The sequence below is a fragment of the Oligella sp. HMSC09E12 genome, assembly GCF_001808505.1.
GTDB classification, from domain to species: domain Bacteria; phylum Pseudomonadota; class Gammaproteobacteria; order Burkholderiales; family Burkholderiaceae_B; genus Oligella; species Oligella urethralis.
Window position 1 is genome coordinate 1 of the sequence record NZ_KV793578.1, and the last position, 14,952, is coordinate 14,952.

At 47.6% G+C, this 14,952-nt stretch carries 16 protein-coding genes and 2 pseudogenes; 12 read left to right on the forward strand and 6 right to left on the reverse strand.

Going from position 1 to position 14,952, the window contains the following annotated elements:
* The first annotated feature begins 258 nt into the window (after positions 1–258).
* The 10 genes from HMPREF3179_RS06080 (at position 259) to nadC (ending at position 8,289) form a co-directional block, all read left to right on the forward strand.
* On the forward strand, positions 259–750 hold the full coding sequence (locus HMPREF3179_RS06080) for a low molecular weight protein-tyrosine-phosphatase (RefSeq protein WP_026156956.1): 492 nt from the start codon (positions 259–261) through the stop codon (positions 748–750).
* A 280-nt stretch (positions 751–1,030) separates the two neighbouring features.
* Positions 1,031–1,555: a Fe-S cluster assembly transcription factor gene (locus HMPREF3179_RS06085; protein ID WP_018027338.1), complete on the forward strand. Its 525-nt coding sequence runs from the start codon at positions 1,031–1,033 to the stop codon at positions 1,553–1,555.
* Between the two features lie 14 nt (positions 1,556–1,569).
* Positions 1,570–2,784, forward strand: coding sequence for an IscS subfamily cysteine desulfurase (locus HMPREF3179_RS06090; RefSeq protein ID WP_018027337.1), 1,215 nt, complete (start codon positions 1,570–1,572; stop codon positions 2,782–2,784).
* 39 nt (positions 2,785–2,823) lie between these two features.
* Positions 2,824–3,207: a Fe-S cluster assembly scaffold IscU gene (gene iscU / locus HMPREF3179_RS06095; RefSeq protein WP_018027336.1), complete on the forward strand. Its 384-nt coding sequence runs from the start codon at positions 2,824–2,826 to the stop codon at positions 3,205–3,207.
* A gap of 106 nt (positions 3,208–3,313) precedes the next feature.
* On the forward strand, positions 3,314–3,637 hold the full coding sequence (gene iscA, locus HMPREF3179_RS06100; RefSeq protein WP_018027335.1) for an iron-sulfur cluster assembly protein IscA: 324 nt from the start codon (positions 3,314–3,316) through the stop codon (positions 3,635–3,637).
* 17 nt (positions 3,638–3,654) lie between these two features.
* Positions 3,655–4,158 carry a Fe-S protein assembly co-chaperone HscB gene (hscB, locus tag HMPREF3179_RS06105; RefSeq protein WP_070470078.1) on the forward strand — a complete coding sequence of 168 codons (504 nt, stop codon included), beginning with the start codon at positions 3,655–3,657 and terminating at the stop codon, positions 4,156–4,158.
* 48 nt (positions 4,159–4,206) lie between these two features.
* Positions 4,207–6,066, forward strand: a complete 1,860-nt coding sequence (gene hscA / locus HMPREF3179_RS06110; protein ID WP_070470080.1) for a Fe-S protein assembly chaperone HscA — start codon at positions 4,207–4,209, stop codon at positions 6,064–6,066.
* Between the two features lie 18 nt (positions 6,067–6,084).
* Positions 6,085–6,426 (forward strand): ISC system 2Fe-2S type ferredoxin, encoded by a 342-nt coding sequence (gene fdx / locus HMPREF3179_RS06115; RefSeq protein ID WP_018027332.1) that lies wholly within the window; start codon positions 6,085–6,087, stop codon positions 6,424–6,426.
* 33 nt (positions 6,427–6,459) lie between these two features.
* Positions 6,460–7,326, forward strand: coding sequence for a peptidoglycan DD-metalloendopeptidase family protein (locus tag HMPREF3179_RS06120; protein ID WP_018027331.1), 867 nt, complete (start codon positions 6,460–6,462; stop codon positions 7,324–7,326).
* A 93-nt stretch (positions 7,327–7,419) separates the two neighbouring features.
* On the forward strand, positions 7,420–8,289 hold the full coding sequence (gene nadC, locus HMPREF3179_RS06125; protein WP_018027330.1) for a carboxylating nicotinate-nucleotide diphosphorylase: 870 nt from the start codon (positions 7,420–7,422) through the stop codon (positions 8,287–8,289).
* A gap of 126 nt (positions 8,290–8,415) precedes the next feature.
* Here the strand turns inward: nadC and HMPREF3179_RS06130 are convergent, their stop codons facing one another.
* The 4 genes from HMPREF3179_RS06130 to HMPREF3179_RS06145 are packed head-to-tail and all read right to left on the reverse strand — an operon-like array spanning position 8,416 to position 11,590.
* A complete protein-coding gene (locus HMPREF3179_RS06130; RefSeq protein WP_036560622.1) occupies positions 8,416–8,934 on the reverse strand; it encodes an SMI1/KNR4 family protein in 519 nt (172 codons plus the stop codon).
* 24 nt (positions 8,935–8,958) lie between these two features.
* On the reverse strand, positions 8,959–9,429 hold the full coding sequence (locus HMPREF3179_RS06135) for a TM2 domain-containing protein (RefSeq protein ID WP_018027328.1): 471 nt from the start codon (positions 9,427–9,429) through the stop codon (positions 8,959–8,961).
* Between the two features lie 12 nt (positions 9,430–9,441).
* Positions 9,442–10,731 carry a D-amino acid dehydrogenase gene (locus HMPREF3179_RS06140; protein WP_070470083.1) on the reverse strand — a complete coding sequence of 430 codons (1,290 nt, stop codon included), beginning with the start codon at positions 10,729–10,731 and terminating at the stop codon, positions 9,442–9,444.
* A gap of 13 nt (positions 10,732–10,744) precedes the next feature.
* On the reverse strand, positions 10,745–11,590 hold the full coding sequence (locus HMPREF3179_RS06145) for a ferritin-like domain-containing protein (RefSeq protein ID WP_070470086.1): 846 nt from the start codon (positions 11,588–11,590) through the stop codon (positions 10,745–10,747).
* Positions 11,591–11,742: 152 nt separating this feature from the next.
* Here HMPREF3179_RS06145 and HMPREF3179_RS06150 point away from each other — a divergent pair, with 152 nt between their 5' ends.
* Together HMPREF3179_RS06150 and HMPREF3179_RS12585 are read left to right on the forward strand one after the other, a co-directional pair.
* Positions 11,743–13,593, forward strand: a complete 1,851-nt coding sequence (locus tag HMPREF3179_RS06150; RefSeq protein WP_070470090.1) for an ABC transporter ATP-binding protein/permease — start codon at positions 11,743–11,745, stop codon at positions 13,591–13,593.
* A gap of 585 nt (positions 13,594–14,178) precedes the next feature.
* Entirely contained in the window at positions 14,179–14,304 is a 126-nt protein-coding gene (locus tag HMPREF3179_RS12585; RefSeq protein ID WP_256388748.1) for a hypothetical protein, read from the forward strand.
* Positions 14,305–14,380: 76 nt separating this feature from the next.
* Here the strand turns inward: HMPREF3179_RS12585 and HMPREF3179_RS12110 are convergent.
* Positions 14,381–14,590 (reverse strand): annotated as a pseudogene (locus tag HMPREF3179_RS12110) (IS3 family transposase); the annotation flags it as partial.
* A 117-nt stretch (positions 14,591–14,707) separates the two neighbouring features.
* Positions 14,708–14,920: pseudogene (locus HMPREF3179_RS11980) on the reverse strand (transposase); the annotation flags it as partial.
* Positions 14,921–14,952 lie beyond the last annotated feature (32 nt).

A 14,952-nucleotide genomic window follows, 5' to 3' on the forward strand; every position in this document is an offset into this window, starting at 1 on the left:
CCCTGAACGGCGGGGCTTGTCGCGCACCCGGTCACTAAGTAGAGTGATTGGCGACGGTGTTGTAGGCGTTAAAGGCGCTGGTCGTGGTAGAGGTGGGCCTAAATAGGCTTAGCTAAGCTACCGTTTTTTAATGGTTTTTTGGCTAATGGGAAGAAAAAAATAGCACTTTAAGTTTTTACTTAAATGGCTTATAATGTGCTCTTTTAGTTTTGTCAAATCAAGTCGCATTATTTTTACAATTTTTAGATTTCAGTGGATATGGGAATAAAAGTGCTTTTTGTGAGTATGGGTGGTCTTTGTCGGGCGCCGGGTGCAGTCGGCGTTTTACGCCATATGCTACAGGAAGCGGGCTTGTCTGACACGATTACAGTGGATGCGGTCGCCACGCATAACTATCATTTGGGTGATGCGCCCGACGGTCGGGTGCAGTTTGTCTGCCGTCGACGCGGTTATGATGTGAGCGATATGCAAGTGCGTCAGATCACCTTAGAGGATTTTCGTGATTATGACATTATTCTTGCCATGGATTGGGAAAATCTCTCCTATATGCAGCAGATTTGTCCGCGTCCCTTGCATCATAAACTGATGTTGTTAATGCGCTTTGCAAATGACTATGAAGAAGCAACGGTGCCCGATCCCTTTTATGGTGGGCTAGATAGCTTCTACAAAATGCTGGACTATCTTGAGGACGCCTGTCAGGGGGTGTTTGAGGTGGTCAGTCGTCGCACGAAGTCCACCCAAGTGGCTTAGGACTGGGGTCGTGCTGGTGTAGGCGTGATAGGATCTCAGCTTATCAGCGCCTGGCTATCATCAGCACTTATCCTCATGCGTTGCGCTTTTAGCCACAGTATCTGCAAAAATTCTATTTAACTCCTTAATACCATAGCAATTTACTATACTATTTGTTATACTTGAGTAAATCACTCAGGTATTGAGGCTGGCTATGGTTATTATAGCTAGTTTATTTAGTTGTTAAAATTTTTTTGACCGTATACTTGAGTAAATTAGTGGGATTTTTTAGGAGCCATTTATGCGCTTAACAACCAAGGGCCGTTTTGCCGTGACAGCTATGATTGACTTAGGTCTGCGCTATCATAGCGGGCCGGTGACATTGGCGGCCATTAGTGAGCGACAAAATATCTCTTTATCCTACCTTGAGCAGTTATTCGGTAGGCTACGTCGCCATGAGTTAGTGGAAAGTGTACGTGGGCCGGGTGGTGGTTATTTATTAGCCCGTTATGCCAGAGATATTAGTGTTGCAGATATTATTTTTGCGGTTGATGAACCCGTCGATACCACGGCCTGTGGTAGCAAAAAGGCATGTGATACCGGCAGGGACGGTGCAACCTCAGGTCATTGTATGACGCATGAGCTATGGACCGACTTAAATCGTCATGTGGTGGATTTTTTGGACAATGTGTCTTTGCAGGATTTAGTCGATAAGCAGCGTATGCGCCAGTTAAACCATCAAAACAAATCGTCCGCTCACGCTGAGGTAGTGATGCGTGATAAGACCAGCGATAAGACAAGTGGCATCCTGTCGGGTGCTGTTTGATACAGGAGTTAGTAATGTCAGTAAGTTTACCAATCTATTTTGACTACTCAGCAACAACACCGGTTGATCCGCGTGTGGTTGATGCGATGGTGCCTTGGTTATATGAGAAGTTCGGTAACCCGGCCTCACGCAGTCACGCATTCGGCTGGGAGGCCGAGGAGGCGGTTGAGCAGGCGCGCCAGCATGTGGCTGATTTGATCGGCGCCGATTCGCGCGAGGTGATTTGGACCTCGGGTGCCACCGAGTCAAATAACCTGGCAATCAAGGGGATTGCGCAGTTTTATCAGTCACGCGGCAAGCATATTATCACTGTCAAAACCGAGCACAAGGCGGTGCTTGATACGATGCGTGAATTAGAGCGTGAGGGTTTTGAAGTGACCTATCTTGACGTACAGTCTAATGGTCTCTTAGATTTAGAAGTCTTAAAGGCGGCGCTGCGTCCGGATACAATTTTGGTTTCCGTGATGTGGGTGAATAATGAGATCGGTGTGATTCAGGATATTGAAGCCATCGGTGAGCTTTGCCGTGCAAATAAAACCGTTTTCCACGTGGATGCAGCCCAAGCGGCAGGCAAGGTGGATATTGACCTCAACAAGGTGAAGGTGGATTTACTTTCTTTATCGGCTCATAAGGCCTACGGCCCTAAGGGTATTGGTGCTTTGTACGTGCGTCGTAAACCTCGTATTCGTTTAGAAGCGCAAATGCACGGTGGTGGTCATGAGCGTGGTTTCCGCTCAGGTACCTTGGCGACCCACCAGATCGTGGGCATGGGCGAAGCTTTCCGTATTCTCAAGGAGGATATGGCTAAGGATAATGAGCGTATCCGTGCGCTTAGAGATCGTCTGCTGCAGGGTCTGTCCGAGATCGAAGAGGTCTATATTAACGGTGATATGGAGCATCGTATCGGTGCCAATCTTAACATCAGTTTTAACTATGTTGAGGGTGAGTCCTTGATGATGGCGATTAATGACTTAGCGGTATCGAGCGGTTCTGCCTGTACTTCTGCTAGTTTAGAGCCTTCCTATGTGTTGCGTGCACTTGGTCGTGATGATGAGTTGGCGCACAGCTCCATTCGCTTTACCTTGGGTCGTTTTAATACCGAAGAAGAAGTGGATTACGCAATTGAATTAATTAAGAAACAAGTGGCTAAATTACGTGAAATGTCGCCACTCTGGGATATGCATTTAGAGGGTATTGATGTCAGCGCTATTGAGTGGACTGCACATTAATTTCACCATCAATCGTCATTTATTTTAAGGAGTTAGGTCATGGCATACAGTGATAAAGTTTTAGACCATTATGAAAATCCTCGTAACGTCGGCAGTTTTGAAAAGGACGAGGCCGGTGTAGGTACGGGCATGGTTGGCGCCCCGGCGTGTGGTGATGTAATGCGACTACAGATTAAGGTAAGCGATGCGGGTGTGATTGAAGACGCTCGTTTCAAAACCTACGGCTGTGGTTCCGCTATTGCTTCCAGTTCGTTAATTACTGAGTGGGTTAAGGGTAAAACCCTGGATGAGGCCTTAGAAATTAAAAATGCTGCGATTGCAGAGGAATTAGCCTTACCACCGGTTAAAATTCACTGTTCTATCCTAGCCGAAGATGCGATTAAAGCAGCGGTTAAGGATTACAAAGAAAAGAATAACGCTTAATCCATTCGGCTGTTTGGCGCTAGCGCTCCGATGGGTGTTGCAAAACGACATCGGAGCAGGCCTTTTTATAAGGCAGGTTATTTAAATTTAAACTAGTGAGTTAATTATGGCAATCACATTGACAGAAAAAGCAGCTAAGCATATTAAAACTTACCTCGATAAGCGCGGTGCGGGTTTAGGTTTGCGTCTTGGTGTGCGTACCACAGGTTGTTCCGGTATGGCTTATAAACTGGAGTATGTGGATGTGCCTGAACAAGATGATCAGGTCTATGAGAGCTACGATGTCAAGATTTTTGTGGACCCCAAAAGCTTAGTTTATATTGACGGTACCGAGCTTGACTACGTTCGCGAAGGGCTTAATGAAGGCTTTAAATTCACTAATCCTAACGAAAAGGCGAGCTGCGGTTGTGGCGAGTCCTTTACGGTTTAAATCCCTCAGGATGTCGCGTGAATCAAGATTATTTTGAATTATTTGAATTGCCTGCGCAATTTGATATCGATCAGGCTGAATTAGAGCGGCTTTGGCGTGCCAAATCGGCCCAAGTCCATCCCGATCGCTTTGCTACCGCTAGCGATGCGGAAAAGCGCGTCGCAATGCAATGGGCGAGCTTAATTAATGAGGCTTATCAGGTATTAAAAAGCCCGTTACAGCGAGCGATTTATTTATGCGAGCAGCATGGCGTGGATATTGCCGCCGAAAGTAACACGGCCATGGCACCCGAGTTTTTATTTAAGCAGATGGAGTGGCGCGAGGAATTAGCGGCTTCAGCGGATGATGGCGCGGCCTTAACACAACTCATGGGGCAGGTCGAGACCGAGGAGCAAGCACTAAATCAGGCGGTCGCCGATTTAATTGATCAGCAACAAGACTGGTCAGCTGCGGCTGAAAAGCTACGTCAATGGTTATTTATCGACAAGTTTCGACGTGAGATTAAAGCGCAATTGCCCTAGTTTTGGCGCAGCAACAATCTCTGCAAGCATTAGAAAAAGAATTTATCTATGGCACTTTTACAAATATCTGAACCCGGCGCATCACCCATGCCGCATCAACGTCGTTTGGCGGTGGGGATTGATTTAGGCACGACGAATTCCTTGGTGGCCTCGGTTCGCAGTAGCGTAGCGGAAATTTTGACAGATGAAAAGGGTAGGAAAAGTATGCCCTCAGCCGTGCGCTATCTTAAAAATGGCGGTGTGCAAATTGGTCATGCCGTCATGCAATCCAAAAGTCGCGACACGCAAAACACCTTTTTTTCCATTAAGCGTCTGATGGGGCGTGGCTATGAAGAAGCCAAAGCGATGAACTTGCCCTACGAGCTGGTGGCAAGTGAGGGTACGATACGCTTTAAAACCTTACACGGTGATGTTAGTCCGGTGGAGGTATCGGCACAAATTTTGGCTAAGTTGCGTCAATTAGCCGAGGATTCCTTAGGCGATGAACTGGTGGGGGCGGTGATTACTGTACCCGCCTATTTTGATGATGCGCAGCGTCAAGCGACGCGTGATGCGGCGCGCTTAGCCGGGCTGGATGTCTTACGCTTATTAAATGAGCCCACTGCGGCAGCGGTAGCCTATGGCTTGGATCGCGCCGCCGAAGGGGTGTATGCCGTTTATGACTTGGGTGGTGGCACCTTTGATATTTCGATTTTGAATTTAAGCAAAGGGGTGTTTGAGGTCTTAGCCACGGGCGGTAATACGCAATTAGGTGGTGATGATTTTGATGACTTAATTGTCAATGATATTTTAAAGCATCACGAGACAGCCGATTTAAGCCATGCGGATTGGCGCTTATTAAAAAGCCATGCCCGTAAAATGCGCGAGCGTCTAAGTAAGCAAAGCAAGGCCTATTTTAAAGTGAGTTTGTCGAATGGCTTGCATCTGGATTTAAATTATCCACGTTCGCATTTTGAAAATATCGCACGCAAGCTGGTCGAGGATACGCTAGATACGGTTAAGCAGGCCTTACGCGATGCCGATATGAAAGCCTCTGATGTGCGTGGGGTGGTGATGGTGGGTGGCGCAACCCGCATGCCGATTGTGCGCGAGATGGTGGGCGAGCTGTTTGGGACAGAGCCTTTAGTGGATATTGATCCCGATCAGGTGGTGGCCATTGGGGCTGCCTTGCAGGCGAATAAGCTGGTGGGTAATCCCTCACCCGGTGAGGACTGGTTACTCTTAGATGTGACGCCATTATCCCTAGGATTAGAAACCATGGGTGGTCTGGTCGAAAAGGTGATTCCACGTAATAGCACCATTCCAGTGGCACGCGCCCAGGAGTTCACTACTTATAAAGACGGCCAAACGGCCATGAGTTTCCATGTGGTGCAGGGTGAGCGCGAGTTGGTTGATGAATGTCGTTCCTTAGCACGTTTTGAATTGCGTGGGATACCGCCCATGGTGGCGGGAGCAGCCCGTATTCGTGTGACCTTCCAAGTGGATGCCGATGGCTTATTAAATGTCTCTGCCCGTGAAAAAACCTCGGGCGTGGAGGCACATGTGACGGTTAAACCATCCTACGGTCTGACCGACGAGGAAGTGACCCGGATGTTGAGTGAGGGCATGCAGCTTGCAGCGGAAGATGCGAAGCAGCGTTCACTACGCGAACAACAGGTCAATGGCGGTCGTTTGATTGAGTCGATTGTCGCCGCCTTGGCCTCCGATAGTGATTTATTAAGCGCTGCAGAGGAAGCGAAGATTCGTAGTGAAGTGGCGCAGCTACAGCAATTAATTGCGGGTGAGGATACGGAGGCCATTCGTGCCCAGATCCATCGTTTAAGCCAAGCCACGAATGATTTTGCAGCGAAACGTATGGATCGTAGTATCCGTCGTGCGCTTTCTGGCAAAAGGGTTGAAGAGTTATAATTCAGGAGTTAGCAAAAGATGCCTAAAATTACGGTATTACCTCATGCAGAAATCTGCCCTGAGGGTAAAGTCATCGAAGATGTTCCGACGGATGTGAGTGTCTGTCAGATTCTTTTGGATAATGGTATTCCCATGGAGCATGCCTGTGAGATGGTCTGTGCTTGTACCACTTGCCACATTATTGTCAAAGAGGGTTTCGACTCCTTAGATGAGGCAAGTGAGGATGAGGAGGATATGTTGGATAAGGCATGGGGATTAACCTTCGAGTCGCGACTATCGTGTCAGTCCTATGTGCGGGATGAGGATTTAGTGATTGAAATTCCTAAATACACGATCAATCACGCCAAGGAAAATCATTAATTTATTTATAACGACGAGCGTTTTAGGGGGCGCATGATGGCCGCAACAACTAAGCTAATAAAGTTTCTCGCCACAAGTCTAATCGCCGTGTTACTGGCAGCTCCTGCGTGGGCGCAGTCCTATATTGAAAAGCAGTTACATCGTCCGGTGCCTGGTGGTATTGCGGTACTAGCTCTGGCAGAGCGTGGCGTTGTGCCAACAGCGACCTATCAAGGACATGCCGTGCTAGTGGTCCCGAATGGCGACGCTGGGGGCTATTTAGCGATTGTGGGTATTGGTCAAAAAACTAAGCTTGGACAGCATACCTTAACGGTCAATTACGGTGGCACCCAGGAGCTAGTTAATTTTGAGGTCGGTGCAAAAAAATACCGTGAGCAGCATATTAAGCTCAGCAGTAATCGTCATGTGAACCCTTCGCAAGCAGACTTGGATCGTTATAAGCGTGAGGCGGCAGAACAAACGGCAGCCTATAAAGCTTTTAGAGATGCCATACCGAGTAATGTGGTTCTTGACCGTCCGGTAGAGGGCGGGCGCTATTCGAGTCCTTTCGGTTTGCGCCGTTTCTTTAATGGCGAAGAGCGTAATCCGCACGCGGGCTTGGATATTGCCGTGCCACAAGGAACACCAGTTAAGGCCTCAGCTGATGGGGTAGTGACGATTACGGGTGATTATTTCTTTAATGGTAAAACGGTATTTGTTGATCATGGTCAGGGCCTTATCTCCATGTACTGCCATTTGTCCGAAATTGATGTGGTTAAGGGGCAACGGGTGCGCCGCGGTGAGGTGATTGCCAAGGTGGGTAGCACCGGTCGCTCCACCGGTCCACATTTGCATTGGACCGTTAGTTTAAATAATCAACGTGTGGATCCCGCCATTTTTATCGGTGCCTTTGAGCCTTAAGTTTAGGCATTCGCTTGATGTAAACGCCTCTAGATTAATCAGTTATTAATTAGAGGCGTTATTATTTTAGGATTAAAGTTATTAGTAGACCTTATGACGATGCAGATCACTACCATTCCTCCTTTATCTGAACTCTTAATTGAGCCGCTTGTGCGTGCCACCTTGGTCGAAGACTTAGGTCGTGCTGGTGATATTACCAGTGATGCGATTATTCCTGCCGAGGTACAAGCTGAGCTTTATTTGGTAGCGCGTGCCGAGGGTGTGTTGGCGGGTTTGGACCTAGCCCGTCTGGCCTTTAAATTGGTCAATGCGGAGATTGTGTTTGAGCCCTTGCTGCAGGATGGGGCGCGTTTGCAAAAGGGCAGTCGTATTGCTCGTGTTGCTGGACCTGCGCGGGCGATGTTGACGGCGGAGCGTACGGCGTTAAACTTTCTTTGTCATTTAAGCGGTATTGCTAGTGTGACGGCACGCATAGCCGATAGCATTGCCGAATGGGGTTGTAAGGTCACATGTACGCGTAAGACCACGCCGTTAATGCGTACGGTAGAAAAGTATGCGGTGCGTGTGGGTGGCGGTCAGAATCACCGCTTTGGTTTGGACGATGCGATTCTGATTAAGGATAATCATATCGCCATTGCGGGTAGTTTGAGTAAAGCGGTGGAGCGAGCGCGTGCTGCCATTGGTGCCATGGTCAAAATCGAGGTCGAGGTGGACACCTTGGAGCAGTTGGATGAGGCCTTAGCACTTGGGGTTGAAGTGATTCTTTTGGATAATATGTCCTTAGATAATTTGGCCGAAGCGGTACGTCGTATTGATGGTCGTGCGATTAGTGAAGCCAGTGGTGGGGTGACGCCTGAAACCGCGGTTGCGATCGCAAAGCAGGGAGTTAATTTAATCGCTATCGGTTGGTTAACCCACAGCGCACCGATTTTAGATATTGGCCTTGATGCGCTAGAGGATTAAGGGTGTCTGAGGTTGTTAGCGCTTGTCCTGTTTAGGGGTTGAGGCATGATGAGGCGGCACCGACCGCAGGCTAGCTCGCTAAACTAGCGGGCTAGTAGTATGGCGCCGTTTAGCCAAGCCCGCTTACTACTCGTCACGCTCTTCAGCGGCTATTTCCTGGCTTAGCTCTTGCTCTAGGCCTTGTAGTTGCTCCCAAAACTCCCCGCTCATATCAAAATGGGCTTGAATGGGGAAGAGGGCGATATTGTCCGCTTCTACCTCACCGCCCAAGGCAAAGGGGGTGAAGTAGTTAAAGATCATGCCCTTTGGCATGACATCCGCGCCCAGTACCTCATCTCTATAGCGTAACCAGGTGAGGACACTGAAGTAGTCACGCACAAATTCCTCATCTTCAGTGAGTAATTGCTCAAAATCCTCAAAACTATCCGCCACCTGCTCTAAATAGCCGTCAATGGTATCTAGAAAGTAGACGGCGCCGCTTTCTGGGTCGCTCATAAACGCATCACCAAAAATCGTTACAAACAGTGGCTCCAGCTGTGCTGGGACTAACCATGACCACGCTTTTAGTAGCGCTTGCGAATCAAACTGCTCGGCACCGATACTAATATCGTTGAGGGTAAAATGGATGGTATCGTCGGTAGACATAAGCGTATTCCTTAAAAAAATAAATTAAGGCTTAAAGCGTTGTTCAAAGCTATGATCATCCATGGACACATAGCGAATCGCATCAATCAAACTGAGGACGACGGAAAGTGGTAAAAAGAGCTGCGAGATAATTAAGTATAGCAGCCCGCTAAGGATTTGATTTAAATAAAAGCGATGTACCCCTAGCCAGCCTAAAAAGATGGCAAGCACTATGGCTAATTTGCGCGGTGTGCCTTTTTCTTTTAGCTTGGCATTATTATTTTTAAAGAGCCAGAAGCTGATGATCGAGGTGATAATCAGAGCGAGCGCTATTTTAATGGGATCCTGCATCACATAGCCTTTGAGACTATGATAGATAGAGCTAAGATTGATAATCGCTATCCCAGTCAGCTCATAAACCCAGCTGGCAAAGGCGCTGAAAACATTCTCACCAAAGGTGAGTGCAATCAGCACGGCCGCAAAAATCACAACACTTAAGAGGGCATTTTTTAACATCACGATGATTCCTTATGCTTGATCGAGTCTAAAAGCTGCCGGGGCAATGGTGCTGGCTTGTGCACTCACTAATTCAGCCAAGAGCTTACCAGAGCCGGTGGCAAGGGTGAGACCCAAGGCACCATGACCGAGATTTAACCAGAGATTGGCATAGGGCGTTTTGTCAATAATGGGCTTACCCTTAGGTGTGGCGGGGCGTAAACCAGCCCATTGCTCAGCATGTTCCAAATCACCCGCCCCCGGGAAAAGCTTCTTAGCCTCATTTATTAGGGTGCGAAGACGGCGGCTATCAAGTGAGCGATCTAGGCCTACTCTATCCGCCATGCCAGCAATGCGTAGGCGCTCACCGATGCGGGCATAAACTACCTTGCGCTCATAATCTGTAATGCTGACATAGGGCGCTTGCTTTTTGTCTGTGATCTGGAGCGTTAGGCTATAGCCTTTAAGTGGTGCGACCGGGATATTGATGCGTAGCGGTCTTAATAACTCATTGGCAAATGAGCCTAAGGCCACCACGATCGCATCGGCATTGAGCCGTGAGCTATTGTCTAGGAGTACCTCCACCGTTTGCTCCGCGGTACGATGAGCCTGTGTCGGTACAAGGGCTTGAACACGCTGATTTAATAAAAAGGTCACGCCTTTTTGCTGCAGATTTTTTCGTAAGGCTAGGCAGAGTTTATAGCTATCGACTACCTCCTCGCTGGGTGTCCAAATACCGCCCACAATGTCTGCGCGGTGTGGTGCTAATGCCGGTTCTTTCTCAATGCACTCTTCGGTAGTTAGGGCATATTGCTCACAACCCAGGGCGCGCTGGATTTCCAATTGCTTAACCGCTGCTTGGAAATGCGCGTGCTCACGATGGACGACTAACTTGCCGGGTCGATCAAAATCCACGTCCTGTATTTCCTCGAACAGCGCATGATATAAGTCACGACTAAAAAAAGATAGACTGAGCAGCTCTTGGGTTGTTTGGCGACTTTGTGCGGCGTTGCAAGCCCTAGCAAAATGAATACCCCAACAGATATCCGCCGGGTTAAGTGAGGGCTTTAAGCGCATGGGCGCATCAGGATCCAGTAGCCATTTAGGCACTTGACTCAGAACGCCGGGAGCGGCCAAGGGTGCCACATAACTATAGGAGAGTTGGGCGCCGTTAGCATAGGAGGTCTGCCTGCCGACTTCCGGCTCTTGCTCAATCACACTGACCTGATAGCCGGCTTGCTGTAAGTAATAAGCACTACATAAACCGATAATACCGGCCCCGAGTACGAGGGCTTGTTTTGACTGCGTTTGTGCTTGATTCATCATCTATCCTAAATTAATGCTTACTTTGTTGCGGTGATTGGCGGCGGTCTTGCTCTAAAGATTCTAACCAAGCCAGTTCCTCATCACTAAAACCGGCTAATTGACGTGCGGATTTATTAAAGGGGCCTTTGGGATTGGCTACGCCATACTGCTTAAGCAAATTGGCATAGGCCTCAATAGGATCTAAAGCCAGTGCCGCACATTCGGCTAAATACCAACGATTGCCTATCGCGACATGCCCCACCTCCTCATTTAAAATAATATCGAGGATGGCGACACTGTTGCTATCACCCACCTGGGCTAGACGCTGCTGAATACCGGGCGTGACATCTAAGCCGCGGGCCTCAAGTGTACGCGGCACCAGGGCTAAACGGGCTAATAAATCACCTTTGGTTTTTTCAGCCATATCCCAAAGACCATTGTGCGCAGTATACGCACCATAATCGTAACCCATGGCCGCTAAACGTTGGCGTAATAAACGAAAGTGCTTGGCTTCCTCTTTTGCCACAGCTAGCCAATCTAGATAAAATTGCTCAGATTGCTGAGGGAAGCGCCAAACAATGTCTAAATGGAGGTTAATGGCATTAAATTCAATATGGGCAATGGCATGCAGTAGGGTGGCGCGACCCTCCTCCGTGTGCACCGAGCGTATGCCAACCGCCTTGGGATCGACTAATTCGGGCTTGCTAGGGCGCCCGGGGATAGAGGCGCGCTCGGCAATCTCATGATAGTCGGCGTTCAGATCAATCACATAATCCCCATCTAAATTAATCGCTTCAACAGCAGTTACTTTAGCGCAGGGGTCGGATAAAATTAAGGCTTCCAATGCCTGCTTACGTAAGCAGTTAGCGTGAGTCATTACAATTTAAAACCTGATAATAGAAAACAAAAAGACATTGTCTAATTCTAACGTTTAGGGACGTAATGTGTCTCAAATGCGTTAGAATTTTTAATTGCACTGATTAAATTAAAATCAAAGCAGAGCAGGAAGTTAGCTCACAGAAGGACGTTATGGATTGGTATAAAGAGTTGGTTGCGAGTATGCAGTGGGTCGGCATTGCCTTTGTTTGCTCGCTGGTGTTGCTGTTTTTAGTAGGCTTTATCTTAGTGCGCACGACCCGTTGGGCAGCGCAGTTTTGGCATATAGCCAAAACTTATTTTAATCCACTAAAAAAACCCATTGCTGCTTTAAATTTTGCGCTGATCCTCTTTTTAAGCTTATTTGGTGTGCGTCTCAGCGTGCTGTTTTCTAACTGGTATAACAGCATGTATACCGCTTTGCAGGAAAAGGACGAGTCCACCTTCTGGATTCAGATGATGGTGTTTGCGGTGCTTGCGATTATTCATATTTTCCGCTCGCTCACGGCCTTTTATATGCAGCAGGCCTTTACCATTCGTTGGCGTGAGGATCTTAATGAGCGGGTACTGAATCAGTGGCTGCGCAATAAAAACTACTACCGCCTGTTTTTTTTAAAGCAGCAAGTAGATAACCCTGATCAACGGATTCAGCAGGATGTGGCAAGCTTTGTCAGCGTCTCCTTAAGCCTAACCCTAGGGCTGATTACCAATATGGTGTCGGTGGTGGCGTTTACGGTGATTTTATGGAATCTATCAGGTCCTTTGGCGCTGTTTGGCGTAGAGATTCCGCGCGGGATTGTGTTTATACTCTTTATTTATGTTTTGATTGCCACGGTATTTGCCTTTAAAATCGGTCGTCCTTTGATTCGTTTAAACTTTTTGGATGAGCGGCTTAATGCAAACTATCGTTACTCCCTAATCCGGCTGCGTGAGTATGCGGAAAGTGTGGCTTTTTATGGCGGTGAGCGGGTAGAGGGTTTTAAGTTAAGCCAGCGCTTTAAGGCAGTGATTGAAAATGTATGGGCGATTGTGCATCGTTCCTTAAAGTTTCAAGGCTTTAACTTTATCGTCTCGCAAGTGGCGGTGATTTTCCCCTTTATATTACAGGCGCCACGTTTTTTCTCTGGGCAATTGACCCTGGGTGGCATGATTCAAACGTCGCAGGCCTTTAGCAGTTTGCAAGATAGCTTGTCGTTTTTCCGTACCGCCTATGATGAGTTTGCCGGGTTCAAAGCGGTATTAGATCGTTTGACCGAGTTTATGGGCGCCATCGATAAGGCAGAGGAATTACCGCATCCCGAGGTGCGACAACAAGCCGATGAGGTGGATTTACAGCAGGTCACCATCAGTACCCCCAATGGCCGTGTGTTGGTGAGGGATTTAGATCTGCAGGTGCAGGCCGGCGATGCCTTATTAATCCGCGGTCCTTCTGGTTCGGGTAAGACTACGATTTTACGAACGGTGGCGGGTTTATGGCCCTATGCTGAGGGTCGTATTACATGCCCCAAGGATGAGGCCTTGTTCCTGTCTCAAAAGCCTTACCTGCCTGAGGGGCATTTAATTGATGTGCTGTATTATCCATTCCACGCACCGGACAATGCCCGTGAAGAGGCGATTAAGGTGTTGGAGTTAGTGAGTCTTGGCCATTTAGTGCATCGTATCGATGAAGAAAATCATTGGATGCATATCTTATCCTTGGGTGAGCAGCAGCGTGTTGCCTTTGGTCGTATGTTATTGACCAAACCGAGCGTGGCCTTTTTAGATGAAGCGACCTCAGCGATGGATGAGGGATTAGAGTACGCTATGTATCAACTGATCCGCCAGCGCTTGCCGCATATGCGTCTCATCAGTGTAGGCCATCGCAGTACCTTATTAAGCCATCATACCCATGTGTTAAATCTTTCGGCGGACGGTAGTTGGTCTATGCAAAGTTCAAAAGAAGCGCTTAAGGAATTATCTCAGGAGGTATGGAGTCGGGTGCTACCCGCTACCGATGAGGCGTAGTTGCAATTGAGTTCAGACTTTTGGACATGCCTATTTAATCAAAACGTCATGATCACGTTGCTAAAATTAGCGCAAGTAGTTCTGGTGGAACTACGCATCATAGGCGAGCGTAATGCCTGTGAGCTAGGCAGATACATCTGCTGTGGTCTGAGGATGGTTGAATAGGGTTTAGCGGCAAACTTAGTAGCTATGTCGTGCTGCTTGTGCTAATTAAGGTAGCAGAACGTTATTACAATTGCAGCCTAGTATTTCAAAGGGCTTAGTGCAAATGGCAATGATCGCAAGTTGGTTAGTTTGGATGTTTGAGGAGTTGTGACCATTGTGGCTGCTCCTCGCACTTTTGTTGAAATTAATTAATTTCAATTTAAACTTTTTGCGTGTGCTTTTGATCTTGTTGCCGGTGATGGTGTTGATTAATCTTTTCGATTACCTTATTCGTGTGCCGATGATTAATCATTACGGTATTGAAACAAGAGGCACGGTCACCTCAGTTGAAAATACCTCGTTCACATTGAATTTTAATAGTGTAAAACGTCATCGAGTGCGCTATACACTAGCAGAGGTAGGCCGTAAGAGGCTTCGTTTTTGAATATCACGGATGATTATTATCCGCGTGATGGTTCAGTACGTATCCCGAGGCAGGGTGGTGAATTTAAACTAAAGTATTTGCCTCAAAAGCCTAAGTACTTTATTTTGCTTGGTGAATCATAGCTGCAAATTGATTAAGGTCTTTCAGGGGTGTCCATGAACGGTATTTGTCAAGGTAGTTGTCACTCATACATAAATTTTAAGCTGCTTTTTTTACTTTAATATCATTCTCCGGATTTAACGTGACGACACCTAAAGGGGTGCAGTTTCTTACTGCACGTGAACCCCAGCGCATTGGATTATCTCTTTTGGCATTCGCTAGCACTTTGTGCCGCTTTGCTAGTATTTCACGGTCTTTGCCCTCATGGCGTTGCTGTGGTGTTACGTAGTTAAGCTGACTGTGACGATGTGTAATGACCCAGCACTTTCTGCTCACATTATGCCGCTAAAGCCTCTCTGACTTCAACGGGTGACTTCATGCCCAAGGTCTGGTGTGGGCGTTGATGGTTGGGTAGTCACCCCATTTTTAATAGCAGTTGGCAGTAGAATTATTTAATTTATGTTGATGTAATTTTTGCCTCGGTGTGATGCCACCTAATGCCATGTTGGGGCGTTCGTTATTATAAGTCCAGAGCCAAGCAGTCGCTCCGTGCTGAACTTCTTCTAGGCTGTCGAAGAGATTCTGGGTTAACCAGTCATAACGTACCGTCCGATTATAGCGCTCGACATAGGCGTTTTTTGTAATGACCCAGTAAAAACCTGCTCAGGTCT